This is a genomic window from Variovorax sp. V116 (assembly GCF_041154435.1).
In the GTDB taxonomy this organism is placed as follows: domain Bacteria; phylum Pseudomonadota; class Gammaproteobacteria; order Burkholderiales; family Burkholderiaceae_C; genus Variovorax; species Variovorax paradoxus.
The window spans coordinates 2154903-2180111 of record NZ_AP028661.1 but is presented as its reverse complement, the minus strand read 5'-3'; the positions used below and the strand labels follow the sequence as shown (position 1 = coordinate 2180111).

At 68.1% G+C, this 25209-nt stretch carries 30 protein-coding genes; 15 read left to right on the top strand and 15 right to left on the bottom strand.

Annotated features, from left to right (window positions below; all coding sequences use genetic code 11):
* Window positions 1–58 precede the first annotated feature (58 nt).
* Both ACAM58_RS10290 and ACAM58_RS10285 read left to right on the top strand, forming a co-directional pair.
* Window positions 59–1483 carry a homospermidine synthase gene (locus ACAM58_RS10290; RefSeq protein ID WP_018902875.1) on the top strand — a complete coding sequence of 475 codons (1425 nt, stop codon included), beginning with the start codon at window positions 59–61 and terminating at the stop codon, window positions 1481–1483.
* Window positions 1484–2797 (top strand): FAD-binding oxidoreductase, encoded by a 1314-nt coding sequence (locus ACAM58_RS10285; RefSeq protein WP_012747142.1) that lies wholly within the window; start codon window positions 1484–1486, stop codon window positions 2795–2797.
* Here ACAM58_RS10285 and ACAM58_RS10280 read toward each other — a convergent pair.
* From ACAM58_RS10280 to ACAM58_RS10250, 7 genes are all read right to left on the bottom strand, one after another.
* Entirely contained in the window at window positions 2794–5220 is a 2427-nt protein-coding gene (locus tag ACAM58_RS10280) for a catalase (protein WP_012747141.1), read from the bottom strand. The genes ACAM58_RS10285 and ACAM58_RS10280 overlap by 4 nt on opposite strands.
* A gap of 34 nt (window positions 5221–5254) precedes the next feature.
* The gene (locus ACAM58_RS10275; RefSeq protein ID WP_018902877.1) at window positions 5255–5446 is read right to left on the bottom strand and encodes a hypothetical protein; all 192 of its coding nucleotides are present in this window, start codon (window positions 5444–5446) and stop codon (window positions 5255–5257) included.
* 21 nt (window positions 5447–5467) lie between these two features.
* Window positions 5468–6076, bottom strand: coding sequence for a hemerythrin domain-containing protein (locus ACAM58_RS10270; RefSeq protein WP_012747140.1), 609 nt, complete (start codon window positions 6074–6076; stop codon window positions 5468–5470).
* A gap of 136 nt (window positions 6077–6212) precedes the next feature.
* On the bottom strand, window positions 6213–6707 hold the full coding sequence (locus ACAM58_RS10265; protein WP_012747139.1) for a hemerythrin domain-containing protein: 495 nt from the start codon (window positions 6705–6707) through the stop codon (window positions 6213–6215).
* Window positions 6708–6830: 123 nt separating this feature from the next.
* Window positions 6831–7334 carry a hypothetical protein gene (locus tag ACAM58_RS10260; RefSeq protein ID WP_012747138.1) on the bottom strand — a complete coding sequence of 168 codons (504 nt, stop codon included), beginning with the start codon at window positions 7332–7334 and terminating at the stop codon, window positions 6831–6833.
* 15 nt (window positions 7335–7349) lie between these two features.
* Window positions 7350–8129 (bottom strand): S9 family peptidase, encoded by a 780-nt coding sequence (locus ACAM58_RS10255; RefSeq protein WP_012747137.1) that lies wholly within the window; start codon window positions 8127–8129, stop codon window positions 7350–7352.
* Entirely contained in the window at window positions 8110–9249 is a 1140-nt protein-coding gene (locus ACAM58_RS10250; protein ID WP_230537698.1) for a DUF3182 family protein, read from the bottom strand. Before ACAM58_RS10250 ends, ACAM58_RS10255 begins: the two co-directional genes overlap by 20 nt.
* Before the next feature lie 420 nt (window positions 9250–9669).
* On the opposite strand from ACAM58_RS10250, the gene ACAM58_RS10245 reads away from it, so the two are divergent.
* A complete protein-coding gene (locus tag ACAM58_RS10245; RefSeq protein ID WP_012747135.1) occupies window positions 9670–9870 on the top strand; it encodes a hypothetical protein in 201 nt (66 codons plus the stop codon).
* 109 nt (window positions 9871–9979) lie between these two features.
* Window positions 9980–10588 carry an isochorismatase family cysteine hydrolase gene (locus ACAM58_RS10240; RefSeq protein WP_012747134.1) on the top strand — a complete coding sequence of 203 codons (609 nt, stop codon included), beginning with the start codon at window positions 9980–9982 and terminating at the stop codon, window positions 10586–10588.
* A gap of 51 nt (window positions 10589–10639) precedes the next feature.
* Here ACAM58_RS10240 and ACAM58_RS10235 read toward each other — a convergent pair whose 3' ends face one another.
* Together ACAM58_RS10235 and ACAM58_RS10230 are read right to left on the bottom strand one after the other, a co-directional pair.
* Entirely contained in the window at window positions 10640–11113 is a 474-nt protein-coding gene (locus ACAM58_RS10235) for a CBS domain-containing protein (protein WP_012747133.1), read from the bottom strand.
* Window positions 11114–11133: 20 nt separating this feature from the next.
* On the bottom strand, window positions 11134–11448 hold the full coding sequence (locus ACAM58_RS10230) for a hypothetical protein (protein WP_012747132.1): 315 nt from the start codon (window positions 11446–11448) through the stop codon (window positions 11134–11136).
* A gap of 195 nt (window positions 11449–11643) precedes the next feature.
* Here ACAM58_RS10230 and ACAM58_RS10225 point away from each other — a divergent pair, with 195 nt between their 5' ends.
* Window positions 11644–13425, top strand: coding sequence for a thiamine pyrophosphate-requiring protein (locus ACAM58_RS10225; RefSeq protein ID WP_012747131.1), 1782 nt, complete (start codon window positions 11644–11646; stop codon window positions 13423–13425).
* An 18-nt stretch (window positions 13426–13443) separates the two neighbouring features.
* Here ACAM58_RS10225 and ACAM58_RS10220 read toward each other — a convergent pair whose 3' ends face one another.
* Complete coding sequence (locus ACAM58_RS10220) at window positions 13444–13878, bottom strand: hypothetical protein (RefSeq protein WP_012747130.1); 435 nt, start codon at window positions 13876–13878, stop codon at window positions 13444–13446.
* 257 nt (window positions 13879–14135) lie between these two features.
* Here ACAM58_RS10220 and ACAM58_RS10215 point away from each other — a divergent pair, with 257 nt between their 5' ends.
* Together ACAM58_RS10215 and ACAM58_RS10210 are read left to right on the top strand one after the other, a co-directional pair.
* A complete protein-coding gene (locus tag ACAM58_RS10215; RefSeq protein ID WP_012747129.1) occupies window positions 14136–14567 on the top strand; it encodes a hypothetical protein in 432 nt (143 codons plus the stop codon).
* A 39-nt stretch (window positions 14568–14606) separates the two neighbouring features.
* Window positions 14607–14870 carry a hypothetical protein gene (locus tag ACAM58_RS10210; protein ID WP_012747128.1) on the top strand — a complete coding sequence of 88 codons (264 nt, stop codon included), beginning with the start codon at window positions 14607–14609 and terminating at the stop codon, window positions 14868–14870.
* Between the two features lie 9 nt (window positions 14871–14879).
* On the opposite strand, the gene ACAM58_RS10205 is transcribed toward ACAM58_RS10210, so the two are convergent.
* Complete coding sequence (locus tag ACAM58_RS10205) at window positions 14880–15752, bottom strand: c-type cytochrome (RefSeq protein ID WP_244883339.1); 873 nt, start codon at window positions 15750–15752, stop codon at window positions 14880–14882.
* An 87-nt stretch (window positions 15753–15839) separates the two neighbouring features.
* On the opposite strand from ACAM58_RS10205, the gene ACAM58_RS10200 reads away from it, so the two are divergent.
* From ACAM58_RS10200 to ACAM58_RS10190, 3 genes are read left to right on the top strand one after another with little or no spacing between them, the layout of a single operon-like run.
* A complete protein-coding gene (locus ACAM58_RS10200; protein WP_012747126.1) occupies window positions 15840–16238 on the top strand; it encodes a cytochrome c family protein in 399 nt (132 codons plus the stop codon).
* Window positions 16235–17179, top strand: coding sequence for a c-type cytochrome (locus ACAM58_RS10195; protein ID WP_369664417.1), 945 nt, complete (start codon window positions 16235–16237; stop codon window positions 17177–17179). Before ACAM58_RS10200 ends, ACAM58_RS10195 begins: the two co-directional genes overlap by 4 nt.
* Window positions 17176–19710 (top strand): cytochrome c oxidase subunit I, encoded by a 2535-nt coding sequence (locus tag ACAM58_RS10190; protein WP_012747124.1) that lies wholly within the window; start codon window positions 17176–17178, stop codon window positions 19708–19710. Before ACAM58_RS10195 ends, ACAM58_RS10190 begins: the two co-directional genes overlap by 4 nt.
* 6 nt (window positions 19711–19716) lie before the next feature.
* On the opposite strand, the gene ACAM58_RS10185 is transcribed toward ACAM58_RS10190, so the two are convergent.
* The gene (locus ACAM58_RS10185; protein ID WP_012747123.1) at window positions 19717–20568 is read right to left on the bottom strand and encodes a class I SAM-dependent methyltransferase; all 852 of its coding nucleotides are present in this window, start codon (window positions 20566–20568) and stop codon (window positions 19717–19719) included.
* A 74-nt stretch (window positions 20569–20642) separates the two neighbouring features.
* Here ACAM58_RS10185 and ACAM58_RS10180 point away from each other — a divergent pair, with 74 nt between their 5' ends.
* Both ACAM58_RS10180 and ACAM58_RS10175 read left to right on the top strand, forming a co-directional pair.
* Window positions 20643–21086: a helix-turn-helix domain-containing protein gene (locus ACAM58_RS10180; RefSeq protein ID WP_012747122.1), complete on the top strand. Its 444-nt coding sequence runs from the start codon at window positions 20643–20645 to the stop codon at window positions 21084–21086.
* Between the two features lie 155 nt (window positions 21087–21241).
* A complete protein-coding gene (locus ACAM58_RS10175; protein WP_012747121.1) occupies window positions 21242–21580 on the top strand; it encodes a PRC-barrel domain-containing protein in 339 nt (112 codons plus the stop codon).
* Window positions 21581–21644: 64 nt separating this feature from the next.
* Here ACAM58_RS10175 and ACAM58_RS10170 read toward each other — a convergent pair whose 3' ends face one another.
* Entirely contained in the window at window positions 21645–21827 is a 183-nt protein-coding gene (locus tag ACAM58_RS10170) for a hypothetical protein (RefSeq protein WP_020610550.1), read from the bottom strand.
* Between the two features lie 49 nt (window positions 21828–21876).
* Here ACAM58_RS10170 and ACAM58_RS10165 point away from each other — a divergent pair, with 49 nt between their 5' ends.
* Window positions 21877–22008 carry a hypothetical protein gene (locus tag ACAM58_RS10165; RefSeq protein WP_018902887.1) on the top strand — a complete coding sequence of 44 codons (132 nt, stop codon included), beginning with the start codon at window positions 21877–21879 and terminating at the stop codon, window positions 22006–22008.
* A gap of 401 nt (window positions 22009–22409) precedes the next feature.
* On the opposite strand, the gene ACAM58_RS10160 is transcribed toward ACAM58_RS10165, so the two are convergent.
* A complete protein-coding gene (locus tag ACAM58_RS10160) occupies window positions 22410–22973 on the bottom strand; it encodes a helix-turn-helix domain-containing protein (RefSeq protein WP_174545069.1) in 564 nt (187 codons plus the stop codon).
* 225 nt (window positions 22974–23198) lie between these two features.
* On the opposite strand from ACAM58_RS10160, the gene ACAM58_RS10155 reads away from it, so the two are divergent.
* Window positions 23199–23519 carry a helix-turn-helix domain-containing protein gene (locus ACAM58_RS10155; RefSeq protein ID WP_018902889.1) on the top strand — a complete coding sequence of 107 codons (321 nt, stop codon included), beginning with the start codon at window positions 23199–23201 and terminating at the stop codon, window positions 23517–23519.
* Window positions 23520–23976: 457 nt separating this feature from the next.
* On the opposite strand, the gene ACAM58_RS10150 is transcribed toward ACAM58_RS10155, so the two are convergent.
* Window positions 23977–24240, bottom strand: a complete 264-nt coding sequence (locus tag ACAM58_RS10150) for a helix-turn-helix domain-containing protein (protein WP_307597013.1) — start codon at window positions 24238–24240, stop codon at window positions 23977–23979.
* Between the two features lie 304 nt (window positions 24241–24544).
* Between ACAM58_RS10150 and ACAM58_RS10145 the strand changes: the two genes are divergently transcribed.
* Window positions 24545–25117 (top strand): helix-turn-helix domain-containing protein, encoded by a 573-nt coding sequence (locus tag ACAM58_RS10145; RefSeq protein WP_012747117.1) that lies wholly within the window; start codon window positions 24545–24547, stop codon window positions 25115–25117.
* Window positions 25118–25209: the final 92 nt, after the last annotated feature.

The window sequence follows — 25209 nt, the reverse complement described above, 5'->3', positions numbered from 1 at the left end:
GTTCGAGGAAACGAAGGACAAGGCCGGCCGGTCCGGCGCCACTCAGCGAGGTGATGGGATGACGAAGAAGAACGAAGCGCTGGCTCGCCTGGACGGCAAGCTCACGATGATCGGCTTCGGCTCCATCGGCCAGGCGCTGCTGCCTTTGCTGTTGCGCCATTTCGGACTCAAGGCGGCGGACATCAGGATCGTGAAGCCGGGCGAAGACCGCAGCGGCCTGGCAAAGCAGCTGGGCGTGGAGGTCATTCCGGTGCGGCTCGAGGAAGGCAACTTTGCCGCCGTGCTGGAGCCGCTGGTGGACAAGGGCGACTTCCTGGTCAACCTCTCGGTCGACGTGTCGAGCCTGGCGCTCATCAAGCTCTGCCGCGAACGCGGCGCGCTCTACCTGGACACCTGCAACGAGCCCTGGGGCGGCCGCTACGACGATCCCGCGCTTCCGCCTTCGCGCCGCTCGAACTACAGCCTGCGCGAAGAGGTGCTGGCCTGGCGCCTGGACAAGCGCAGCGGGCCCACGGCAGTGATCACGCAGGGCGCGAACCCGGGGCTGGTCTCGGCGCTGCTCAAGCAGGCACTGCTGAACATCGCGGCCGACACGCATGCCGAGCTCGAAGCCATGCCGTCGAGCTACGAGGACTGGGCAGCGCTCGCGCAGCAGCTGGGCATCAAGGTGGTGCACATCGCCGAGCGCGACACCCAGGTTGCGAAGGAGCGCAAGCAGCGCGGCGAGTTCGTCAACACCTGGTCGGTGCAGGGCTTCGCCGACGAGGGCCTGCAGCCCGCCGAGCTGGGCTGGGGAACGCACGAGCGGCACTGGCCGGCCGATGCCGCGCGGCACGGCTTCGGCAGCGATGCGGCCATCTACCTGAAACGCCCCGGCATCGGCACGCGGGTGCGCAGCTGGACGCCGCTGGAAGGCCCCTACCACGGCTTCCTGGTGACGCATGCCGAATCGATTTCCATTGCCGACCACCTGACGCTGCGCAAGGACGGCCAGGTGGTGTACCGCCCCACGGTGCACTACGCCTATCACCCGTGCGACGACGCCGTGCTCTCGCTGCACGAGATGGCGGGAAAGAACTGGCAGCTGCAGCACCGCCAGCGGATCGTGCGCGACGAGATCGCCGAAGGCATGGACGAGCTAGGCGTGCTGCTGATGGGCAACCCCAAGGGGGCCTACTGGTACGGCTCGCGGCTCACCATCGAGCAGGCGCGCGAACTGGCGCCCGCCAACAGCGCCACCAGCCTGCAGGTGGTGGCCGGCATCCTGGGCGGCATGTCGTGGGCGCTGCGCCATCCCGACGCGGGCCTTGTGGAGCCGGACGACCTGGACCACCGCGTGGTGCTGGAAGCCGCCATGCCCTACCTCGGAGAAGTGGCGGGCGTGTATGGCGACTGGACGCCGCTGAAGGAACGCAGCCCGCTCTTCGACGAGGAGAAGGACGAAGACGACCCCTGGCAGTTCATCAACTTCCGGGTGGCCTGATTGCTGCTGCGCAAAGAACTCGGCGTCGTCGAGAACTCCTACTACGAAGCCAGCGTGCAACGGGCGGCGCGCTTCGAACCCGCGCGCCCGCTCGAAGGCATTGCCACCGCCGACGTCTGCGTGGTGGGCGGCGGGCTCGCGGGGCTGTCGGCCGCGCTCGAGCTTGCCATGCGCGGCTACGCGGTGGTGCTGCTGGAGGCGCAGCGCGTGGGCTGGGGTGCCTCGGGCCGCAACGGCGGCCAGGTGATCGTGGGCTTCGGCGCCGACGGCGAAGAGGCCATCGAAAAGCAGTTCACGCCCGAGGATGCGCGGCGCGCCTGGGACATATCGGTCGAGGGCCTGGATCTGCTGCAGGACCGCATCGCGAGCCATGCGATCGACTGCGACTGGCAGGCCGGCTACCTGAACCTGTCGGTCAAGCCCGCGAAGTCGCGCGCGCTGCGTGAATGGATGGACCACGTGGGCCGCGTCCACGGCTATCCGCTCCAATGGCTCGGGCCCGGCGAGGTCGCGCAGTGCGTGGACAGCAAGCGCTTCGACGGCGGCACCTTCGATGTGCGCTCGGGCCATCTGCATCCGCTGAAGTATTCGCTGGGCCTGGCGTCCGCGGCGCGCGCGGCCGGCGCGCAGCTGCACGAGAACTCGGCCGCGCAGGTGATCGAGCGCGGCGCGCGGCCCGTCGTCAAGACCGCGCAGGGCGAGGTGCGCTGCAGCTTCGTGGTGCTGGCGGGCAACGTCTACCTGGCCGAGTACGGCGACGACGTGGCGCCCGAGGTCTCGTCGCGCATCATGCCGGTGGGCACCTACATGATCGCGACCGAGCCGATGGAGCCGGCGCGCGCCGATGCGCTCATGCGCGGCAGGCCGGCCGCGTCGGACACCAACTTCGTGCTCGACTACTTCCGGCTGAGCGCCGACCATCGCCTGCTGTTCGGCTCGGGCGACAGCTACAGTGCGCGGACGCCGCGCAACCTCATCGAGAAGATCCGCAAGAGCATGCTCGCGGTGTTTCCGCAGCTGGCGGACCTGGGCATCGACCACGCATGGGGCGGCTTCGTCGACATCACGATGAACAAGGCGCCCGACTTCGGGCGCATCGGCACCAACATCTACTACCTGCAGGGCTTCTCGGGCCACGGCCTGGCGCTCACGGGCATGGCGGGCAAGCTGGCGGCCGAGGCCATCGCGGGCCAGGCGGAGCGCTTCGACCTGTTCGCGCGCATCGGGCACCACGCCTTTCCGGGCGGCACCCTGCTGCGCACGCCAGCGCTGGTGCTGGGGATGATGTACTACCGGCTGCGGGACTTTCTCTAGCCGGCGTCCACCACCAGCGCCCCGATCTCGCGCGCCGGATGCCGGTGCCTGGCGAGAGCCGCGACGAAGGCCTCGATGGTGGATTCGAAATTCTCCGCCGTGCCGCGCAGCACGCCCGGGTCCGCGTCGCCCGACGGCAGGGTCTCCGGAATCTTCGCCTCGGCCAGCAGCGTGGCCGAGGCTCCGAGCGCGAGAATGGTCTTGCCGTGCTGGTACTGGTCCTTGATGAACTGCTCGGTATAGGCATGGGCGGAGAGAAGCTCCACGCCTTCGGCGCCATCGGGCAGCACCAGCGCATCGAACAGGAAGCCGGGTTCGTTTTCCATCGAAGCGTCGGCTTCCATCGTCTCGCCCTCGGCCGTGCGGAACGGTCCGATACGCGGTCCCACCAGGCGGCCGACGGCGCCTTCGGCCAGCAGCGCCGCCTGGATGGCGGCGATCTGCTCGCCCTGCACGCCGTCCGCCACCAGCAGCGCCACCTTGCGCGTGCGCACGGACCCATCGCCGGGCCGCGCCGTGAGCGACAGTGCGTGCGAATGCGTGACCTCCGGATTTACAGGCTGCGCAAGTGCGCGAGGCAGCGCAGGCGGCACCGGAATGCCGAGCCCGTCGGCCACCTGCTGCGCGAGCAGCGGCGATGCATTGACGAGGCTCGCCACCATGCGCTCGCGCACGGCAGGCACGGTGCACTTGGAGAGCTCGAAGCGGAACGCCGCCGCGATGTGGGCCTGCTCGGTGGGCGTCTGGCTTTCGAAGAAGAGCGTGGCCTGCGTGTAGTGGTCGGCAAACTTCTCGGGCTTGCCGCGCACCTTGTCCTGCTCCGCGCGCTGCGGAAAAGTCATGAAGCCGGCCGAAGCCCCGGCCTGGAACGGACAGCCGCCGCCCAGCGAGTTGGGCTCGTAGGCCGCACGGCCGCGGTGGATGGCCTGGCGGTGCATGCCGTCGCGCTGGTTGTTGTGCACCTGCGCCATCGGCGCGTTGATCGGCAGCTCATGGAAGTTCGGCCCGCCCAGGCGCGTGATCTGCGTGTCGACGTAGGAGTGGATGCGCCCGGCCAGCAGCGGGTCGTTGGTGAAGTCGATGCCCGGCACCACGTGCGCGGCGCAGAAGGCCACCTGCTCGGTCTCGGCAAAAAAATTGTCGGGATTGCGGTTGAGCACCAGGCGCCCCACGGGCGTGAGCGGCACCAGTTCCTCGGGCACGATCTTGGTGGCGTCGAGCACGTCGAAGCTGAAGGCCTCGGCCTCTTCCTCGGTGAAGATCTGCAGGCCGAGTTCCCATTCCGGAAACTCCCCGGCCTCGATGGCTTCCCACAGGTCGCGGCGGTGGAAGTCGGGGTCGGCGCCCGAGATCTTCACGGCCTCGTCCCACATCAGTGAATGCGTTCCGAGCACCGGCGACCAGTGGAACTTGCAGAACACCGAATCGCCGGCCTCGTTCACGAGCCGGAAGGTGTGCACGCCAAAGCCCTGCATCATGCGGTAGCTGCGCGGAATGGCGCGATCGGACATGTGCCACATCAGCATGTGGGTCGACTCGGGCATGAGCGAGACGAAGTCCCAGAAGGTGTCGTGCGCGCTCGCGGCCTGCGGCATCTGGTGATGCGGCTCCGGCTTCACGGCGTGGACCAGGTCGGGAAACTTCATGGCGTCCTGGATGAAGAACACGGGCATGTTGTTGCCCACCAGGTCCCAGTTGCCTTCGTCCGTGTAGAACTTGACGGCAAAGCCGCGCACGTCGCGCGCCGTGTCCTTGGAGCCGCGCTCGCCGGCCACGGTGGAAAAGCGCACGAACACCGGCGTGATCTTTCCGCCTTCGCGCAGCGGCGCCGCCTTGGTGAACTGCGGGATGCCTTCGTAGCATTCGAAGTAGCCGTGGGCGCCCGAACCGCGCGCATGCACGATGCGCTCGGGAATGCGCTCGTGGTCGAAGTGGGTGATCTTCTCGCGCAGGATGAAGTCTTCGAGCAGCGCGGGGCCGCGCAGGCCGGCCTTGAGCGAATTCTGGTTGTCCGCGATGGGCACGCCCTGGTTGGTGGTGAGCCGCTGGCCGCCAGAGTCGACGCGCACCCGGTCCAGCGATTCGATGGTGGCATTCAGGCCCGGCATGGCCATGCCGCCGGCCTTCTCCGAGTTGATCTCTTCGGACAAGGTGCTGGCCGTTGCCGCGGACGACAGCGGCTGCACGGTCTGGCCGGCGGGCGGGCGCAGCGCGTTGTCCATGCCGTGCTCCAACGGCTTGTTCGCATTGAAAGGCATGCCTGCGGCCAGCGCCTGCGCATGCGCGGCTTTTTGCGAGGGCGGATCGGGCGGCGGCCCCCCCGGCAGGTGCGCGGCGCCGCTGTCGGTGTTGCGGGCGGCCGCCGCTGCGCTGGTGGCGGCGCTGCCGGATTCGGGAGGAGAAGGTGTTCTGGAAGGCGGCATTGAAACTCCGTTCGATGGGATGGCGGGGCAGGGTTCAGCGGGGCGCGCGCTCGCGCGGCACCTTGCCCTCGGCCGCGAGCTGCAGCACGCCCTCGGCAAACTTCATGAGTTCGTCCGAGAGCGGCGCGCCCGGCGCGAGAACGCCCACGCGCTCGGCCAGGGCCTGGAATGCGGCGCGCGGTGACTCGGGCGCGGCAGGCACGGGAATGTTGCTGTCTTCGGGCATGGGACGGCCTCTGCTGGTGCCTCAGGTGCGCGCGTGGTGCGCGTGGGGCCAGCGCAGATGGCCGGAACGCCGCGCGAGCAGCAGCCCGGCCGCAGCCAGCCCGACCATCGCAATGGCGGCCGTGTTGCCGGATGCCGCACGGCCCATGTCGAGCGCGATCTCGCCGGTGCGCGGCCCGGCAAGCTGCAGCCGGCGCTTGGTCATCTGCGCGCCCAGCTCGCCGAGCCGGTCGGGCAGCAGCTTCTCGGCGGTCGGCAGCAGGATGGTTTCCTCGTCGGCCACGTGGTGCATCACGTCGCGCATCAGCGCCGAGAGGGTTTCGTCATAGTCGCGCGCTTCGGGCTCCATGGCGCGAAGCAGGCCGATGAGGCGGCGCATCTCGGAATGCTCCTCGAGCGCCTTGGTGATGCGTTCGTCGTCCTCGCAGACCTTGCGCATCTCGGGATAGAAGATTTCTTCCTCGAGCTGCGCATGGATCTCGAGCGCGGTGCAGATGGTGTTGACCAGCCCTTTCTTCACCCGTTCCGGCGCGCCGGCCTTGTACTGGTGGAAGGTGGAGAGCACGTGCGTGTGGTCCAGGCGAATCATGTTGGTCGCCGTGGGAAAGAGCCGGGAGACGATGTTGGTCATGTGGAACTCCAGGGTAGGACGCCCCCCGAAGCGCCTGCGGCGCCTCCCCCCACTGGGGGACGCACCCGGTGGCCCGGCGGAGCCGGTTCCACGGGTGCGCTGGACTGGGTCGTCGGGTGTTGTGTGCGGCGCCCGGTCAGGCGGCGGCGGTGAGCTCTTCCATGAGCTCTTCCTTGCGCGCGGCGAGCTGCTCGCGCATGGCCACCAGGTCGAGCCCCCTGGCGGCGCGTGCCTTGACGAAGATCTCGTTGCGCTCTTCCTTCACGTGGTGGTCGATGTATTCGCCGAGCACGATGACCTTGGCATCGAACTTGTCGTCCACCTCGGTCGCGGCTTCGATCTGCGCGATCAGCTCCTTGGCGCTGGTGTGCTCGACCTCGGCTTCGTCCAGAAGATCGGTTTCGCTGATCGCCTCGCGCACGGCCGGGTAGAAGATCTCTTCCTCGATCTGGGCATGGACGGTCAGCTCGGTGCAGATCTGGTTGGCGAGTTCGCGCTTCTTCTGCTGCACGTCGGCGGCGCGCGAATGGGTCAGTTCCTCGTACGCCTTGAACATCTTCTTGACGTTGCGGTGGTCGGTATCGAGAAGGCTGCATGCATCGGGTGCTGCGCGCTTGGTGGAGTTGGGCATCGTGGGCTCCGGTTGGGTTGATGGAAGCCGAACGATGAAAGGGCTGCCGGCGCCGCGGCGTAGGAAAGCTCCCTGAGTGCGCGTAGCAAGGCGCACTACTCGTGCTGCGCGTAGCAAGGCGCACTACTCGTGCGCGTTGCCGCGCTGGGCCAGCAGGCAGCCGGCCGCCAGCCCCAGGGCAAAGAGGCCGTAGACCGCCCCCAGGGAGCGCTTCGAAAGGTGGTGCTCGAAGCCCGGCCTGAGCCGGTGCGGCGTGATCGTGTAGTCCACCGCGCAGGCCAGCGCGGTGGCGGCGCCGGCGCTCGCGAGCGCCGCGGGAGCCGACTGCGCGGGATGCCGGCTGGCATGCAGCCAGCCATAGATCAGCGCCCAGAAGATGGCGCTCGCATGGTGCGTGGCATAGCCGAGCGCGGTGTGCTTCAGCGTGGGGCCGCGCACATCGAAGGCCCGGTCGCCCCAGAGCCAGTGGCTGGTGGCATTGGTCGGCGCCACCAGGCTGCCGGCCTCGCGGCGGCCGCACAGCATCAGCGCGGCGGTGGAGGCGAAGCTTGCAAGGGTTCCCGCGACGAGGCCGGTCCGCAGCGTCGAGCGTTGCCTTTCGCTCAGGGTCAGGGCGGGGGTTTGCATAGGAAACCTGTCTTTCTATGCGGGACTCGCGGAGACGGGCCGCGTCATGGTGCCGGTCGCCCGGGCGCCCAGCGTCATCTCCGTCATCCAGGAGACGAGGAGTTGTCCATAGGCTTGGCGGTGCGCCTGCTTCGACAGCGCATGGTCGGCCCCCGAAATGACGCGGTAGGTCGCGGAGCGCACGCGCTTGAAGGCACCCAGGTAGTTCTCGATGACCGGGTGCGGCACGATCTGGTCGTGCTCCGATTCCACGATCAGCACGTCGCCCGTGAAGGCCTCGCAGGCCGCGAGCGCCCGGTTGTCGCGCGGGCCCACCAGGGTGCGGCGGTAGGCCACGAGGTCGGGCCGGCTCAGCTGGCCCTTGGGCGCGAGCCACTCGCGGTCGCGGTAGAGCGCCGGCGCCCGCAGCGCGAGCCAGCGCACCGGCCGCATGGTGCTGACCAGCGCCGCCAGGTAGCCGCCGTAGCTGCTGCCGACGATGGCAATGGCCTGCGGGTCGACGGTGGGGTGGCTGATGAGCGTGTCGTAGGCCGCGAGCACGTCGCGCAGGTTGTCCTCGCGCGTGACCTCCTGGCGCAGCGAGGCATGGCGCGCATGGCCGCGCAGGTCGAAGGTGAGGCAGACGCAGCCGAGCGCGGCAATCTCGTGCGCGCGCGCGATGTACTGCTCCTGGCTGCCATCCCAGCCATGGACCAGGAGAACGCCGGGCACCATCGTGGAGGCGGCAACCAGCGTTCCGGCAATGTGCTGGCCGTCTACGGATATGTCTATGAAGTTATGTCGTGTCGCTGTCATATGGCTGGAACAATGCGTATTTGGCGAGCGGCCCGATCTGCGAGTCGACGCCGCGGTAGTGCACCGTTGCGCCCGCCGGGATCGCCGGCGCCTCACCATACGCCTCGAAGCAGGAGATGCGCACGCGCTCGAGCGCCGGGTCGCGCCAGAAGCATTCGAGCGCGACCATTTCGGCCCCGGTGGCGCCGCCCACGCGCCACGACTGCTCGAGCACGCCCGAGCGCCAGGCGCCGTCCGCGCCCAGGCCCTGCGCCACGTCGTAGTTCACGCGCGACGCAAAGAAGCCCGGGTAGCACTCGATCACCGCATGGTGGTAGCGCCGCGCCTGCTCGATCGCCAGGCAAAGCGCCGGCGGCGGGCTGGTGATGGCCAGCAGCGCATCGAAGTTGCCGCGCACGAGCGTCAGGTCGGAGCCGCCGTAGACGTTCTGGCCGGTGTTGTCGAGCGTCATCCGCTGGCGGCCGAAGTAGCTCACGATCATCTGGTCGACCAGCACCTGCCCGACGCTGTAGGTTTCCGGCTTGGCGAGGTTCTCTTCGAGCACCACGCCGTGCAGCGCGATCTCGCTCTCGTCCATGGCCGCGAGGCAGCGGTCCAGGGCTTCGGCATCGGCGGCCATCGCCTGGCCGCGCCCGCCGGTGGCGCACACCGGCTTGATGCGCACCGCGCCGCTTTCCAGCAGGTGGCGCCCGGCCCATCGCGCGTCCTCGACCGAGAACGCCGAAAAGCCGCCGAGCACCGCCTGCGACACGGCGGGGGCGAAGGCCGGCTCCCATCCCTCGGGACAGGCCGCCGCCCTGCCCACCAGCGGGTGCGTGATCGCCTTGGTGGCAACGAAGGGGTGCGGAACCACGCCGCCGAACAGGTCGTGCAGCGTCGAGATGCCGAGCGAGCGCGCAAGCTGCGTGCTGGCGATGGTGTCGCTCGGCACGAAGTACAGCGGCGTGCTCTCGTGGGCGCGCGAGGCGTCGTATTCGCCCGCGTAGCGGAACTGCTTCAGCGCTGCGAGCCGCTGCGCGAAATTGCTGCGCGTGGCCCGTTCGTGATCGCTGCCGTAGGCCTGCGGGTCCGCGCTCCAGACCACGACGCTGCCGCCGGTGCTCTTGAGGACCGTGTCCACGAGGGCGACTCCGGAGCTGAAAAGGGTGTCCATGGCATGGGCCCGGGCTTAGCGGTGCGCCTCCGGGCAGATGCCGGAGGAAGCGCCGGTGACAAGGGCAACAAGGGCAAGAGGCCGGGTGAAAGCGGATCTGTTCATCGGGAAAACTCCTTGTGAACGGTTGGCTGGGTGCATGGGGGCAATCCGTGCATCTCGATGAGGCCGGTTCCTACAGAAGGCTCTCCTGCACGGGCCTAGCTTGTGGCTTCTTTGCAGCAGGCCCAGGGCGGGCGTCGTCCTCGCGCCGATGGTCGGACAGGTTTCGGCCCGGCGGGGCGGGATAACGCGCGTCGTTGTGAAAGAGGCCTCCTACGCGGCCTCTGCCAAACCGCCCTTCTTTCCTCGGGCGCATACTCCCATTCGCCACAACCGAGGACGAACATGCCCGCTCCTTCCAACCCGGAGTCCCGTGCGCTTGCCAAGCTGGCCTGGGAGGCCGCCTGGGAACGGCTGGGCAATGCGCTGCAGCCGCCGGCCGGCTATCCGCCGGCCACGCCGGAGCAATTGGCCGAGTGCTTCGAGGTCGCGCAAGCACGGCTCGACGAAGTGCGCGCGGCGTTCGGCGTGCCGCAAGGCCGTTGAGCGGCGGCGACCCCGGCCGGCCCTGACCGGCGCGCGTGGTGGCGACTTTCGCAGCCATGCGGGCCTTTCCTACGGCTGCGGCGCCGCCCATTTGGAATGGTGGGGCGCCATGGCGCCTCCCCGCTCGCACTCGCAGCCCCCCGCCCTCGCACCGGCTCCCGCCGCGGGCCACACGGCCCTCCTGATCATCGACATGATCAGTTGCTGGGACTTTCCCGATGCCGAAAAGCTGTTGCCCGGCGCGCATTTCATTGCGGGGCGCATCGCAGCGCTGAAGGCGCGCTGCACGCGCGCCGGGGTGCCCGCCATCTACGTCAACGACAACCGCGGGCGCTGGCGCTCGGACTTTCCCAAGCTGGTGGAACTGTCGCTGGCCTCTGGAGGCGCCGGTGCCGAGATCACCTCGACGCTGCTGCCCGAGGAAACGGACTACTTCGTGCTCAAGCCCAAGCAGTCCGCTTTCTTCGCGACGCCGCTCGAGCTGCTGCTCGCCTATCTCAAGGCCACGCGGCTGATCGTGACCGGCGTGGCCAGCGACCAGTGCATCTGGGCCACCGTGGCCGACGCGGGCATGCGCGACCTCGAGGCCGTCGTTCCGCGCGATTGCGTCGCCTCGCAGACGAGCGCACGCAATGAGCGCTTCCTGCGCCAGGCGCAAGAGGCGCTGCGCGTCTCCACCACGCCCGGGGCGCGCATCCGCCTGCCTGCGAAGCGCTGATGCGTGCACACGCCGTTGGCAGACAAACAGAGAACCCGCGCCGCGCCGGACCTACGAGGAGCCCCCGCCGGTGGGTCCGCTGGCCGCGGACTGCCCCGAGCGGTCGGGCTCGGCCGGCTGGGAGATGATGTTGAGCGTGTCGCCGGCCTTGCCGATGTCGCCCTTGGCGGCGGTGTCGCCCAGCGACAGCATGCCCACCAGCCTGCGGCCGCGGTCCACCACCGGCATGCGCCGCACCTGGTAGCCGGCCATCTCGTCCATCACGGTTTCGACGTTGTCGTTCTCGCTGCACCACTTGACGTCCTTCGACATCACCTCGGACAGCGCGGTGTCCAGCGGGCGCGTCTGCGCGACCACGCGAAGCACGATGTCGCGGTCGGTCACCATGCCCAGCAGCCGCTGGCCGTCGCACACGGGAATGGCGCCGATGTCCAGCTCGTCCATGGCCTGGGCGGCCAGCGCCACCGTGTCGGACGGCGACAGGGTCCGCACGCCGCGGGTCATCAGTTCGGATACGCGTGTCATTGCCTGCCTTCGTTCGGGGGTCAGCCGCTGCGCCGCTCGGCGTTGCGCTTGCGCGTGGCCGCAGCCTTCTTGGCCGAGGCCGAGCGTTCGGCGGCCGTACGGGACGCCGCCGCGGCGCCGCCCTTGTGGCCGCCGGTGCGCGAGGGCGCGTGGTTCTCCGCCTTGCCGCGGCCGCTGCCGCTCTTCTTGCCGCCGCCGGTCTCGGCATTGACGGTGGCCCAGGCACGCCTTTCGGCTTCGCCCTTGCCCACGCCGCGATGCTCGTAGCCTTCCTCGATGTGCTCGGCCTTGCGTTTCTGCTTGTCCGTATAGGACGACTTGTCACCTCTTGGCATTGAACTCTCCTGGAGGATGAAGAAGCCTTCATGCTGCGCCCCTGGTCTTCATTGCGGGTCGGAAGACGCAGGCCTTGCGCGTGGGAGCAGTCTGTCGGCGGCGCAGTGCACGCGGCCCTTGTGGGATTGCACCGACGGTGCCTGGGGCCGATTGCACGACAGCCCGCCGCGCGCGAGGCGCGGAGTATCCGTGCGATGAAAAAGACAGTCAGCGATTTCGTGGTCCAGCGCCTGCACGACTGGGGCGTGCGGCGCGTCTACGGCTACCCCGGCGACGGCATCAACGGCCTCATGGGCGCACTCGACCGGGCGGACGGCGCCATCGAGTTCATCCAGAGCCGCCATGAGGAACTGGCCGCCTTCATGGCCTGTGCGCATGCCAAGTTCTCGGGCGAGGTGGGCGTCTGCCTGGCCACCTCGGGACCGGGCGCGATCCACCTGCTGAACGGCCTGTACGACGCGAAGCTCGACCGCCAGCCGGTGGTCGCCATCGTCGGCCAGCAGCAGCGCAGCGCGCTCGGCGGCGACTACCAGCAGGAGGTGGATCTGGTTTCGCTGTTCAAGGACGTGGCGCACGAGTTCGTGCAGATGGCCACCAGCGCGGAGCAGGTTCGCCACCTGGTCGACCGCGCGATGCGCATCGCGCGCGACCGCCGCGCCGTCACCTGCGTGATCGTCCCCAACGACGTGCAGGAGCTGCCGGCGGTGCCGGTGCCGCCGCGCAAGCACGGCACCGTGCACAGCGGCATCGGCAGCACGGCCAGCGCCGCGGTGCCGAACGCCGCGGCGCTGGGGCAGGCGGCGGACATCATCAACGCGGGCAGCAAGGTGGCCATCCTGGCGGGCGCGGGCGCCCTGCATGCCACCGATGAGCTGATCCATGCGGCCGAGCGGCTCGGCGCCGGCATTGCCAAGGCGCTGCTCGGCAAGGCGGCGGTGCCCGACGATCTGCCCTTCGTGACCGGCGCCATCGGCGTGCTCGGCACGCGGCCCAGCTCGCGCATGATGGAAGACTGCGACACCTTGCTGATGGTGGGCTCGTCGTTCCCGTACGCGGAATTCCTGCCGCCCGAAGGGCAGGCCCGCTGCGTGCAGATCGACACCGACCCGCGCGCCATCGGGCTGCGCTACCCCACGGAGCTGGGCCTGGTCGGCGACAGCCGCGCCACGCTCGCGGCGCTGCTGCCGCTGCTCGACCACAAGGAACACGGTGCCTGGCGCCAAGGCATCGAGGCCGACGTGGCGCGCTGGTGGCGCGTGCTCGAGGCGCGCGCGCATGTGGAGGCCTCGCCGGTCAATCCGCAGCGCGTGTTCTGGGAGCTGTCGCCGCGCCTGCCCGAAGAAACGGTGCTCACCTGCGACAGCGGCACCGCCGCCAACTGGTACGCGCGCGACGTCAAGCTGCGCCGCGGCATGAAGGCCAGCCTGTCCGGCGGCCTCGCCACCATGGGCCCGGCCCTCCCCTACGCGATTGCGGCCAAGCTGGTGCATCCCGACCGGCCCGTGGTCGCGATGCTGGGCGACGGCGCCATGCAGATGAACGGCCTCAATGCGCTCATCACCCTGGCGCGCATGTGGCGCGACTGGGCCGATCCGCGCCTGGTCGTCATGGTGCTCAACAACCGCGACCTCAACCTCGTGAGCTGGGAGCAGCGCGTGCTCGGCGGAGATCCGAAGTTCAACGCTTCGCAGGAGCTGCCCGACTTTCCCTACGCGCGCTTCGCGCAGATGCTCGGCCTTGCGGCCCTGCGCGTCGATACGCCAGAAGCCATCGGCCCGGCATGGGACGCCGCCTTTGCGGCCGACCGCCCGATGCTGCTGGAAATGGTCACCGACTCCGCCGTGCCGCCGCTGCCGCCCGATGTTTCGCTCGCCCAGGCCAAGGCCTACCTGCTGGCCCTCTGGCAGGGCGACCCCGAAGCCATGCGGACCATCAAGGCCACCATGCGGGAATACTGGGCCAGCGCGACGGCGTGATGAGCCTTGTCTCTCCCGCTACTGCCCGGTCTTGATGTCCGCCCTGGCTTTTGATTCTTCCTCGCTCGCGCGCGACAGGCACGCGGCCCTGTCGCCGCCCTGCCGCTCGTTGCACTTCTCCCTGGCCACCTCGTAGTTCACCGCCACCCGCGTTTCAGCGAGCCTGCGGGCATTGGCGTCGCTGGGGCTACGCTGGTGGTCGAGCTCGGCCAGTGCAATCTTCTGGCGGCCCTGCGCTTCCTTGACGCAGACTGCCCTGGCGGGCTCGACCTGCTTTTCGCACTGTTCCAGCGCGGCCTTCAGGTTGGCGCCGATCCGTTCCCGCGCCGCGCCGTATTCGACGATGGCCGGGTCGATCTCCGCCGGATGCGGCGGCGAGGTTTGCGCACCCGCCGGAACGATCGCCCCCGCCCATAGCAGCGCGGCGGCGAACAACGCGTGTAGCTTTTGCATGGCGATCTCCTGTCAGTCGCTCTTGCCGCAGTGTGGGCGCCGCATCGTCCGCGCCGGTAGGACGTGCGCCCAAGCCGGCCGGGGGGCACCGCCGACGCCCCGCCGCCCATTCATGCCCCTTGCGCAGGAAGCGTCAGCATGTGCTTACGGCCGCTTCGCAAGGCGTCCTACCGCCCCGGCGCTGCCGACTTCTATATTGATTTCGGACGCCGGATCCTCCCCTGCAAGAAAAACCACCGGCGTCAAGGAGCTCAACCATGAAGAAACTGTTATTGATGTGTGCCGCAGCCTCCTGCATGGCAGTGGGCCAGGTGCATGCGCAAGTGAACACGCCTCCCGCGGCGGCCACCGATCCGGCCATGGCCGAATACAAGGCTGCGCGCGACAAGATCTCGGCCGACTACAAGGCCGACAAGGCGGCTTGCGATGCCATGAAGGACAACGCCAAGGACGTCTGCATCGAAGAAGCCAAGGGCAAGGAAAAGATTGCCAAGGCCGAACTCGAGCAGAAGCAGAAGCCCAGCGACAGCAACGCACGCAAGGTGGCCGAAGCCAAGGTGGAAGCGGCCTATGCGATCGCCAAGGAAAAGTGCGACGACCAGAAGGGCGACGCCAAGAGCGCTTGCGTGAAGGAAGCCAAGGCCACCGAGGCCAAGGGCAAGGCCGACATCAAGGCGATGAAGAAGTAGGCAGTGGCGCACAGCCCCCGCCACAGGACCCGAGAAGCGGTGAAGCCCTTGCAGACGCTCGCCATCTCCGAGGCCCTGCGCGCCCAGTTGTCGGCCGACAACCTCCTGGCCATCAATTCGCATGGCCAGGAGGTTCTTCACGGGCTCGACTTCGACGAGTCGCAGCTTCTCGTGGATTGCAGCGAGCAGCAGCCCACGGACCCTTCCATGCGGGAGCGGTGCGCGCAGCTCGTCATCAAGCACGAGCGGGCCCGGCTGCGCATTGCCACGGTCGACGACGAACGCAACGCGGCCAAATTCTAGAAAGGCTGGTCAGCGCAGCGCCGCCAGATAGGCGGCGATATCCCGCGCGTCCTGCTCGGACACGCTCATCTGCGGCATGGCCGTGAGCGGATCGACCTCGTGCGTGTGGCGCAGCCAGCGCACCATGTTGTCCGGCGTGTTGGCGAGCTTTCCCGCAATCAGCGAACGGCCGCCCATGCCCGCAAGCGGCGGCCCCACGTTGGGCGACGAGCTCGTGATGCCGGGGATCGTGTGGCAGGCGCTGCATGCGTACTGGGGCAGCGCCCGCGCGCCGCGCTGCGCATCGGCCGCCCGCAGCGGCGCGGCGCCATCTGCCGGCCCGCATGCCGGCCGCGCCGGTGCGCCCTGTGCGCCCTGTGCGCCGGTGGGCTCCACGCGCGTGGCTTCGGCATACTGCTGCGGCGTGAGCTCGGGCAGGCGCGCCATGAACGCCACCACCGACCACAGGTCTTCCTCGGACAACCTGAACTCCCAGGCCGGCATGCCGCTCATGCGGATGCCGTGCTTGGTCAGCCAGTACAGTTCGCGCGGCTTCCAGTGGTGCCGCGCATCCACCAGCGGCCCCGGCAGCGGCTGCATGCTCTTTCCGATGTCGCCCTGTGCGACGCCCGGCGCACCATGGCATTGCACGCACTTGTCGCGAAAACAGGCCGCGCCGCGCATCACCAGCCGCTCGTCGTCGAGCCGCGGCGGCTCGATGTTGCGCGCGCGCATCTTCACCGACTGGCGCATGGCGGTTTCCAGCATCGAATAGACCGGCTGGAAATGCTGCTGCGTGGCCGCCACGTCGTAGAGGCCGCCATACACCACCAGCGCGCCCGCCGCCACGCCCGCGATGCCCAGCGCGGCGACGGTGAGTAGAGCGGTCTTGGGTGCACCCATCGGCAGCATTCAATTGGCGGCATTGTCCGACGCGCACCGGCGCCGCCATGTCGGCGCAAGCCGCATTCCAATCCGCAGAATCGCGGCATGGTGGCCGCCCCGTCATGCCCTGCCGTGTGCCCGCTCGCCCTGCTGGTGCTGGTGGCGCTCGCGGCCGGATGCACGCCGGGAGAGAGCAGCCCCATCTTCGAGCGCGCGCCGCCCGCGCAGCGCGAGCGCGGAAGGCAGCTGCTGGCGCAATACCAGTGCGGAAGCTGCCACACCATCCCCGACGTGCAGGCCGCGCGCGGCCGCACCGGCCCCACGCTCGCCGCCTTCGGCAAGCGCAGCTACATTGCCGGCCAGGTGCCGAACGGCCCCGACGCCCTGGTGCGCTGGATCGTGGCGCCGGCCGCCGTGGTGCCGGGCACCACCATGCCTGCAATGGGTGTGTCGCCCCAGGACGCGCGCGACATGGCGGCCTACCTGCTCGCGCTCGAGAAATGAACGCGGCGAGCGAGGGCGCACCCCAATCCGCCGTGCGGGCCGCCGGCCCCGTCGCGCAATCGCTGCTCGAAGTGAGCGGCGTGCTGGCGGTGGGCGGCGCGGTGATCTTCGCCGGCGTGATGCTGCTGCTCGCACTGGCCGTTCGCCACCGCGGTGGCGGCCGGGTGAACACGCGCTGGTGGCTGCTCGGCGGCGGCCTTGCTTTTCCGACGGTGGTGCTCTCGGCGCTCTTCGCCCACAGCGAATTCCACCGGCCGCCGTGGCGGCCCATTCCACCGCCCGGCGCGCTGATCGTCGGCGTCACGGGCCACATGTGGTGGTGGGAGGTGCGCTACCGCGACCCCGCCAGCGGCGCCGAGGTGGTCACGGCGAACGAGATCCGCATTCCGGTCGGCCGGCCGGTCTATTTCGGCCTTGGCAGCGCCGACGTGATCCACAGTTTCTGGGTGCCCTCGCTCGGCGGCAAGATGGACATGCTGCCCGGCCGCGTGCAGCACCTGCTGCTGCAGGCCGGCCGGCCCGGCACCTGGCGCGGGCAGTGCGCCGAATACTGCGGCGAGCAGCATGCGCGCATGGCGCTGCACGTGGTGGCCGAAGAGCCCGCGGCTTTCGATGCATGGCTTGCGGGGCAGGCACGGCCGGCGGCCGCGGCTTCGCGCGAGCTCGAACGCGGCCGCGAGGCCTTCCTCGCGCACCGCTGCAACGCCTGCCACACCGTGCGCGGCGTCAGCGAGCAGAGCCGCCTCGGGCCCGACCTCACGCACGTGGGCAGCCGGCTGCACCTGGGCGCCGGCACCGCGCCCAACGATGCCGCGCAGCTCGCCGCCTGGGTGGCCCACACGCAGCAGCTGAAGCCGGGCGCGCGCATGCCCTCCTCCGGCGAGCGCATCGGCGAGGCCGACCTGCAATCCATCGCGGCCTGGCTCGCGCAACTGAAATGACGACGCAGGCTCCCAAGGAAGATCCTTCGAATCTGCCGCCGCGCCCCGCAGGCGAGCGCGAGGCCCTCGAGCGCGCGTGGCGCCCGCCCACCGGCTGGCGGCTCTTCTCGGCGGTGAACAACACGCGCATCGGCGTGTTCTACATCGCCACCGCCATGCTCTTCTTCGTGCTGGCCGGCATCCTGGCGCTGATGATGCGCACGCAGCTCGCGGTGCCGGACAACCACCTGATCGACGCGGGCACCTACAACCAGCTCTTCACGATGCACGGCACCGTGATGATGTTCCTGTTTGCGGTGCCCATCGTCGAGGCCGTGGCCATCTACCTGCTGCCGGGCATGCTGGGCGCGCGCGACCTGCCCTTTCCGCTGCTCTCGGCCTATGCGTTCTGGGCCTATGCCATCGGCGGCATCGCCTTCTTCTGCACGCTGTTCTTCGGCGTGTCACCCGATGGCGGCTGGTTCATGTATCCGCCGCTCACCGGCAAGGAGTTCTCGCCCGGGCGCGGCGCCGACTGGTGGCTGCTGGGCATCGGGTTCATCGAGATCTCGGCCATTGCGGGCGCCATCGAGCTGATCGTGGGCGTGCTGTTCACGCGCGCGCCCGGCATGACGCTGATGCGCATGCCGATCTTCGCCTGGGCCATGCTGGTCACCGCGCTGATGATCGTCTTCGCGTTTCCCGCGGTGATCGCGGCGACCATGCTGCTGGAGCTGGAGCGCGCGCTCGACTGGCCCTTCTTCATTCCCGCGCGCGGCGGCGATCCGCTGCTGTGGCAGCACCTGTTCTGGTTCTTCGGCCACCCGGAGGTCTACATCATCTTCCTGCCCGCGGCCGGCATGGTGTCGATGATGGTCGCCACGCTCGCGGGCACGCCGCTGGTGGGCCACCGGGCGGTGGTGCTGGCGCTCATCGGCGTGGGCGTGGTGAGCTTTGCGCTGTGGGTGCACCACATGTTCACCGCGGGCCTGGGCAATCTCTCGCTGCTGGTGGTGTCGGCCGCGAGCTTCATCGTCGCCATACCGAGCGGCGTGCAGGTGTTCGCGTGGATCGCCACCTTCTGGCGCGGCCGCGTCGCGCTCGATGCGCCCACGCTGTTCCTCCTGGGCTTTCACTTCATCTTCGTGCTGGGCGGCCTCACGGGCGTGATGGTGGCAGTGCTGCCCTTCGACTGGCAGGCGCACGACAGCTACTTCATCGTCGCGCACCTGCACTACGTGCTCATCGGCGGCATGGTGTTTCCGGTGTTCGCGGGCTTCTACTACTGGGCGCCGGTCTTCAACGGCCACCGGCTTTCCGAGCGCTGGGGCCGCTGGGTGTTCGGGCTCATGTTCGGCGGCTTCAACCTCGCCTTCTTTCCGATGCACATCGCGGGCATGCTCGGCATGCCGCGGCGCGTGTACACCTACAGCGCCGACCTGGGCTGGAACGCGCTCAACATGCTGTCCACCCTTGGCGCCTACACGCTGGCGGCCGGTGTGCTGCTCTTCACGGTGGACGCGGCGCGCACGCTGCGCCGGCCCGGGCAGGACCATGGCAATCCCTGGCGCGCCGGCACGCTCGAATGGCTGCCGCCGCGCGAATACGGCGTGCGCAGCATTCCGCAGGTGGATTCGCGCTATCCGCTGTGGCGGCGGCTCGCGCTGCCGCAGGAGGTGGAGGCCGGTCGGCACTGGCTGCCGGGCACCGTCTTCGGCGGCCGCGAAACGCTGGTGACCAGCCCGCGCGATGCGCGGCCGATGCACCTGCTGCGCCTGCCGACCGACAGCTGGTGGCCGCTGGCGGCAGCCGCCGGCACCGCGGGTTTCTTCCTGCTTCTCACGGTGTCGCAGACGCTGCCTGCGCTGGCCTGCGGCGTGATCGCGGTGGCATGCATCCTGCGCTGGCTGTGGGACTCCGACCGTCCGCCGCCGGTGGCCACGGTCGACGTCGGCCATGGCGTGCAGCTGCCGGTCGGCGCGCGGGGGCGGGCATCGCACTCGTGGTGGGCCATGGTCGTGCTGATTGCGGTGGACATGACGATCTTCGTGTCGCTGCTGTACACCCATGTGCACCTGTCGATGGCCAGCGACGTGTGCCCGCCGCCCGGTGCCGCGCTGCCGCCCCTGCGCTGGCCGCTGGGCGCGGCGCTGCTGCTCGCGGCCGGCTCGGCCGCGATGGCGCTGGCCGCGCGCAGGCTGCATGCAGCAGATCCGCGCCGCCAGCGCAGGCTGCGCATGCTTGCGGCACTGGCCATGGCCTGCGCGGCCGGTGCGGCGGCGCTCGACATCGGCGGCCACCAGCTCGCCGGGCTCGATCCGCGCGCCCAAGGCTGGAGCGCATCGGTTGGCATGCTGCTGGGCTACCAGGCCTTCCACATCGCAGTGCTGATGCTGATGGGTGGCTATGTGCTCGTGCGTTCGTGGTCGGGCAGGCTGCAGCCCGCGGCCCGCGCGACCATCGACAACACCGCGCTGATGTGGCACTGCGTGACAGCGCAGGGAATCATCGGAGCGCTTGCGGTGCAGGGCGTGCCGCGGCTCCTGGGCTGAGCGCCGCTACGCGGCCGGCGCCCGCGCGCCGATCGTCCAGCAGGCGGCGGTGAAGCGGACTTCGCTGCCGTGCACATAGGGCTCGAACGCCGCGCGCATGCCCTCGGTGACCCGTGTGCGCGTTCGCTCGTCCGCATCCTGGAGAACGAGCCCGACGGGGCCGAGCCGCGTGAGATAGCCATGCAGCGCCTTCTCGGGCAATGTGCATTCCACATCGATCGGCCGGATGTCGATGCCGGCCCAGCCGCTCTCTTCCAGGATGGACACCACCCGATCGCGGTCCGCGAAGGAGAACTGTCCCGGCGCACCCGGCCTGCGCGCCGGCAGGTTCGGCAGCAGCGGCGCGGCGGCGCGCTCGGCCGTCGTCATGAATGGGTTCTCTGCGGCGCTGCGCCATGCGATGGCCCGAAGCGCGGCGCCATCCTTCGCGGCATGCCGCAGGTTCGCAAAGGCCTGCACCGGGCTGTCGAAGAACATCACGCCGAAGCGCGAAACGACCAGGTCGAAGCTCGCGGGCTCGAAGGCGTGCCGCTGCACGTCGCCGCAGATGAAGCTTGCCGGTATTCCCGCCCGTTCGGCGCGCACGCGGGCGGCGGCAATCATCGGCTCGGAGATGTCGGCGCCGACGCAATGCCCCGCCGCGCCGAGCACCCCTGCGATGGCCAGCGTGGTGGCACCGGTGCCGCAGCCCACGTCGAGCACCCGCTGCGCGGAGGCGGCGCGCGCCTCGTCCACCAGCAAGTTCTCGAACGGCGCGAACAGCTGGTCGAGCGACTCCTGCGCATCGACCCAGGCGCGGCCGCCGCGGCCGTTCCAGAGGGCGGCTTGTTCGTTGTGTTGCTGGTCCGTGATGTCCATGATGGTTTGTCCTTGGCGTGTCTGTTTGGGCGAAAGCTAGACTGTGCAACTTCAAGTCGACTTGAGGTCAAGAGGTGGCGGCACAACATCTGGACATCGCCCAAGTGGCACAGCAATCCGGCGTCCCCGCATCGACGCTGCGCTTCTACGAGGAAAAGGGGCTCATCGCCTCCACCGGCCGGCACGGCCTGCGCCGCCTGTTCGGTGCCGGCGTGCTGGAACGCCTCGCGCTCATCGCGGTGGGACGCGCCGCGGGCTTCTCGCTCGACGAGATCGCGCGCATGTTCGCGCCCGAGGGCGCACCGCGCATCGACCGGCAAATGCTCGCCGCCAAGGCCGAAGAGCTCGACCGCACCATCCGCAAACTGAGCGCCATGCGCGACGGCCTGCGGCACGCGGCGGCCTGCCCCGCGCCCAGCCACATGGAGTGCCCGACCTTCAGGCGCATCGTCCGCGCCGCGGCCTCCGGCGCCATTGGCGCACGCGAAAAAAAGAAGGCGCCGAAGTTGCCGAATTAGGTGCTGCCTCGTGCTGCACCCGGCTGCCAGACAGCCTCCTACAACACGACGGTCTCTTGGCCGATGCGGCGCGGATTTTCTGGATCGAAAGTTGCAACCCTGGGCACTGCAATCTATGCCGTCATCCCCCAGAAATGCCGGCCGGAGACTTTTCCATGGTGAGCGCCAATCCAGTTATTTCGTCGGATCGTGTCGAGGGGACATCCGTCTACAACACGTCGGGAGACAAGCTCGGCAGCATCGATGAACTCATGATCGACAAGATCTCGGGCCAGGTCCGCTATGCCGTGTTGGAGTTCGGCGGCTTCCTGGGCATGGGCACGGACCGCTATCCGCTCCCCTGGTCCATGCTGAAGTACGACACCTCGCAGGACGGCTATGTGGTGCCGTTGACCAAGGCGCAGATCGAAGGTGCGCCCAAGTATGCGAGCGACCGCGTGCCCGAGTACGACGATACGTACAGCGGGACGGTGGACAAGTACTACGGGCTTTGAAAGCCCACGGCCGTCCGTAGCCTCACCGGATACGGCGGCTGCTGCCATCGCCGCCGGGCGGCGGTCAGTCGCCGAACCAGAACACGAGCCAGGACGACAGCGCCGTCAAGGTGGTCATCAGGAGGAGCGTATCCTTCTGCCGCAACAGGCCGCGGCGGCACAGTTGGCTCAAGTTCGACAGCATCTTGGTCTCCTCGCGGGTTTGGCCCTTTCCGGGAGTGTCGATCGCTTGGTTGACATTCGTCAATTAGGGCGATAGTTCAAAGCAGGGATCAACACGCCGCGCGGACAGCCCCTTGATTGCCATCGAAGTGACCCAGTCAAAGTCGGCGGAATTCAACAGCCAAGGCCACCATCACGTAAGCAGGCAAGCACGCCTTTCCACGCGCGACTCCTCGATGTTCGGCATGCCGAACATCGAGGAGTGAAGGAGAAGAGCGATACCACGCGAATCGAGTCTGCGAACAATCCATCCTCGCTCGGGCGCGATAGCACCGGGCGAACGGACGCAGAGGCAACGGCAGCGAGCGCGAGCCAACACGCGGAATCCCTGACGAAAGGAACGGCCCCAAAAAGCCCCTCGACCCTCGAGAACCGCCGAGCCGGATGCATGTTCAAATCGACCAAGTGCTGGCCGTCGAGGTCTCGGTAACTGTCGTCGGAAGATGCCAAGGCCGCCCGGCCACGAGTCATCGCGAGCGGGAAGTGCATACGACCTACGGCCGGACATCCCGAACACATCTTCACTTATTCCGCGCGAGAGCTCCTCGGGCTCTTGCACACAAGACACACCGAAGATCGCCCTCGGGAAGACTCGCCTGCTCCCTCCTCACTCGCGCAGTGTGAACACCACTGACAGGTAGGACACCGGCTGGACCTCTATCACCTCGATGCCGTGCAGCGCGGTCGCATCGAACAGCAGCGAGTCCCCCGCCCTCACCGCAGCTGTCTTGGCACCGTAGCGGTAGGTCACTTCCCCGGACAGGAAGTACAGGAACTTGAGGCCCGGGTGTTGGAAGGTCACGTAGGGATCGGCACCGGGCAACAGCGTGACCAGATAGGGCTCAACAAACAGGTTGCCCGAAAGGAGGTGCCCCAGCAGTTCGTAGCGGTAGTCCGCGACCGCGCCGACCCGATCGACAACAACGCCCTTCCCCGCACGCACATGAGAGAAGTCCGTGCGGCGCGCCTGATCTCCGAAGAAGCGCGACACCGGCACATGCAACCCCTGCGCAACGCGCTCCAAGGTCTCCACCGACGGTGACACCAGACCACGCTCGATGCGCGAAAGCATCGAAGCAGAGACCCCCGAGGCCTTTGCCAGCGAACCAGCCGACATCTCAGCCGCCATGCGAAGCGCCCTCACCTGCGCGCCGATGCGCGCCGCAGACATGCTGCGCACGACCGGCGTTGACTGCCGCGGCAGAAAATGCGTCACCGAGCGCGGAAGCCGCAACGGTCGTGCCGTTGGAAGAGGCGAGGCAAGCTGTCGACGCGTCATTGGAATTCGCTGGCAAGCCGCGATGCGGATTGCAAACTAAGAGATCTGCACCAGAGAAGAAGTTATGAGTTAAAGATAACGTGGTTTTAATTGTCTCCAAATCCGAGCCTTCTGTCCATGCAGAAGCAAGTCACGCGGAGAGGAAGGCCACTTGGGGCAACCACATTTGAGGTCGAGCCGGCCCTTGCATTTGGCGCCGTCGTGAGAGCGCTGCGAACGGCGGATGGTGTCGGACAGGAAGCATTGGCCCACCAAGCAGGCATCGAACGGTCGCACATGGGAAAAATCGAGCGCGGTGAACACATGCCAACACTCGCCATGATCCTGCGCATCGCGAACGCTCTCGGTCGTACTGCTGGCGAACTGCTGCTCGAAACCGAGTCCGTTTTGACCGAGCAGCAAAATGCCGGGCAGCAGTCGCAAGCAACGGACGCTTAGTCCGTGGGTCGAGTGGTCGAGTTACTCAGGGCCACCACCAACACCAAGAACGGTCGAAACCTAGCATCCATGCGGGTTTCGGCCTTTTTCCTTGTGGCAGAGCCATGCGACCGAGCGGTCGGAGCTGGAGGCCTTTTCGTTTAGGGAGGGCCCGTTCTCTTCGCGCCGCCCCTTGATTGTGCGCAGCTTCGGAAGCTGGTGCCGGATCTTGCGCCCCCAGTTGTAGACCGCGTGCGTTTGGTTGCGGCGCAACAATCAGGATGAGAAGAGCGCGTCAAACAAGATGAGAAGGATGGCATGGGCGGGAGGTCGGCGGGCATAGTCCGACGAACTCCCGCCCACGCCGGCGACGGGCTCCCTGCGGGGCACCTTGTCGAATAGATGCCTGCACTGCCTGTCGATCGTCGGAGGATTACTCGGCTCGGCGACGTACTTTGCCTGAGTGTGACGGGGGCTGTTAGCTGGCTCGGCGGCCACGCTTGACCACCCGCGCGGGCAGCGTTTCCACAAGTTGCGAGACCGAGACCTCCAGGCCGCCGGCCAGCCTCCAAATGTTGAAGAGCGACAAGTTGCGCTCGCCTCGTTCAACAGAACCAACGTAATTGGGGTGCAAGCCGGCCAACTCCGCAAGTTGCTCGATCGTGATGAGGCGGTCGTGCCGTAAGGCGCGCAGATGCTCGCCAAATGCTTGTTGCAGACGCTCCAGCTCTTTGCTGGACACAGAGTCCAGTGGCTGGGGCTTGTTTGCAACTACTCGGGGCATGCGCCCAAGTTTTCAATCTCCAACACTAAGAGTACACAAACTATCAGTTTGGTTAGGAGGCGGATTCTGGCAAACTAGCTGAAAATAAAACGCAAAGTGTGTTTTGTTTCGATCAAGTTTCTTCCTTCGACAACTCAACTATCTGGAGCGGAGTGAGATTCAAATGGCGCGTCGACAGCTCGCTTCGCCTCTGCCAACGGCTCACCCGTTGCGCTTGCCAGCGTCGGTGACGCGTGTCCGGCCACGGCAACCCGCACCTGTTGTGCGCAGCCTCTCCGCAGCCCGCATCGGCGCGCAGGTGCGGGCGCTGCGCATGGCGGCCGAGGTGTCTGGCGGCGAACTGGCCAAGACCTCGGGGATTTCTGCGTCGATGCTTTCTCGCATCGAGCGCGGGCTGGTCTCGCCTTCGGTGGAGACACTGGAGCGCCTGGCGCAGGGGCTGCACGTGCCGACCTCACGCTTCTTCAGTGACCAGGCGCGGCGCACTGACTTTTGCCATGTGCGTGCAGGACATGGTGTCTTGGTCGATCGCATCGGCGCGGTGGCGGACTACCGCTACGAGCTGCTGGGCCACCTGCTGTCGGGTAACCTGTTCGTCGAGCCCTACCTGGTCACATTGCTGCCCGGCGCCGATCCCTACGTGACCTTCCAGCACCCCGGCTTGAAGTTCCTGTACTTCCTCTCCGGGGGGGTCACCTACCGCTATGGCGGCAAGTCAGTCGGGGTGAGGGCTGGGGACTCGCTGCTGTTCGAAGCGACCGCACTGCATGGGATCGAGGCCATTCACACTCAGCCGGTCTCTTACCTGTCCGTAGTGTTCACGCTGCGAGAGTAGGCTGTTCTGGCGGCACTGCCGCGCTGCGGGGCGACACGGATCCTCAATCGTCGGCGCCTTCGCAAGCCAAACTCCGGCGGCAACACTCAGCA

Bases quoted from the DNA above. Each gene is read 5' to 3' on its own strand.
- ACAM58_RS10185 (WP_012747123.1), bottom strand. From the start codon at position 20,568: ATGGACATCACGGACCAGCAACACAACGAACAAGCCGCCCTCTGGAAC.
- ACAM58_RS10255 (WP_012747137.1), bottom strand. From the start codon at position 8,129: ATGACAGCGACACGACATAACTTCATAGACATATCCGTAGACGGCCAG.
- ACAM58_RS10175 (WP_012747121.1), top strand. From the start codon at position 21,242: ATGGTGAGCGCCAATCCAGTTATTTCGTCGGATCGTGTCGAGGGGACA.
- ACAM58_RS10205 (WP_244883339.1), bottom strand. From the start codon at position 15,752: ATGGGTGCACCCAAGACCGCTCTACTCACCGTCGCCGCGCTGGGCATC.
- ACAM58_RS10265 (WP_012747139.1), bottom strand. From the start codon at position 6,707: ATGCCCAACTCCACCAAGCGCGCAGCACCCGATGCATGCAGCCTTCTC.
- ACAM58_RS10280 (WP_012747141.1), bottom strand. From the start codon at position 5,220: ATGCCGCCTTCCAGAACACCTTCTCCTCCCGAATCCGGCAGCGCCGCC.
- ACAM58_RS10200 (WP_012747126.1), top strand. From the start codon at position 15,840: ATGGTGGCCGCCCCGTCATGCCCTGCCGTGTGCCCGCTCGCCCTGCTG.
- ACAM58_RS10270 (WP_012747140.1), bottom strand. From the start codon at position 6,076: ATGACCAACATCGTCTCCCGGCTCTTTCCCACGGCGACCAACATGATT.
- ACAM58_RS10245 (WP_012747135.1), top strand. From the start codon at position 9,670: ATGCCCGCTCCTTCCAACCCGGAGTCCCGTGCGCTTGCCAAGCTGGCC.
- ACAM58_RS10240 (WP_012747134.1), top strand. From the start codon at position 9,980: ATGGCGCCTCCCCGCTCGCACTCGCAGCCCCCCGCCCTCGCACCGGCT.
- ACAM58_RS10225 (WP_012747131.1), top strand. From the start codon at position 11,644: ATGAAAAAGACAGTCAGCGATTTCGTGGTCCAGCGCCTGCACGACTGG.
- ACAM58_RS10275 (WP_018902877.1), bottom strand. From the start codon at position 5,446: ATGCCCGAAGACAGCAACATTCCCGTGCCTGCCGCGCCCGAGTCACCG.
- ACAM58_RS10220 (WP_012747130.1), bottom strand. From the start codon at position 13,878: ATGCAAAAGCTACACGCGTTGTTCGCCGCCGCGCTGCTATGGGCGGGG.
- ACAM58_RS10260 (WP_012747138.1), bottom strand. From the start codon at position 7,334: ATGCAAACCCCCGCCCTGACCCTGAGCGAAAGGCAACGCTCGACGCTG.
- ACAM58_RS10190 (WP_012747124.1), top strand. From the start codon at position 17,176: ATGACGACGCAGGCTCCCAAGGAAGATCCTTCGAATCTGCCGCCGCGC.
- ACAM58_RS10155 (WP_018902889.1), top strand. From the start codon at position 23,199: ATGCAGAAGCAAGTCACGCGGAGAGGAAGGCCACTTGGGGCAACCACA.
- ACAM58_RS10290 (WP_018902875.1), top strand. From the start codon at position 59: ATGACGAAGAAGAACGAAGCGCTGGCTCGCCTGGACGGCAAGCTCACG.
- ACAM58_RS10215 (WP_012747129.1), top strand. From the start codon at position 14,136: ATGAAGAAACTGTTATTGATGTGTGCCGCAGCCTCCTGCATGGCAGTG.
- ACAM58_RS10160 (WP_174545069.1), bottom strand. From the start codon at position 22,973: ATGTCTGCGGCGCGCATCGGCGCGCAGGTGAGGGCGCTTCGCATGGCG.
- ACAM58_RS10230 (WP_012747132.1), bottom strand. From the start codon at position 11,448: ATGCCAAGAGGTGACAAGTCGTCCTATACGGACAAGCAGAAACGCAAG.
- ACAM58_RS10235 (WP_012747133.1), bottom strand. From the start codon at position 11,113: ATGACACGCGTATCCGAACTGATGACCCGCGGCGTGCGGACCCTGTCG.
- ACAM58_RS10195 (WP_369664417.1), top strand. From the start codon at position 16,235: ATGAACGCGGCGAGCGAGGGCGCACCCCAATCCGCCGTGCGGGCCGCC.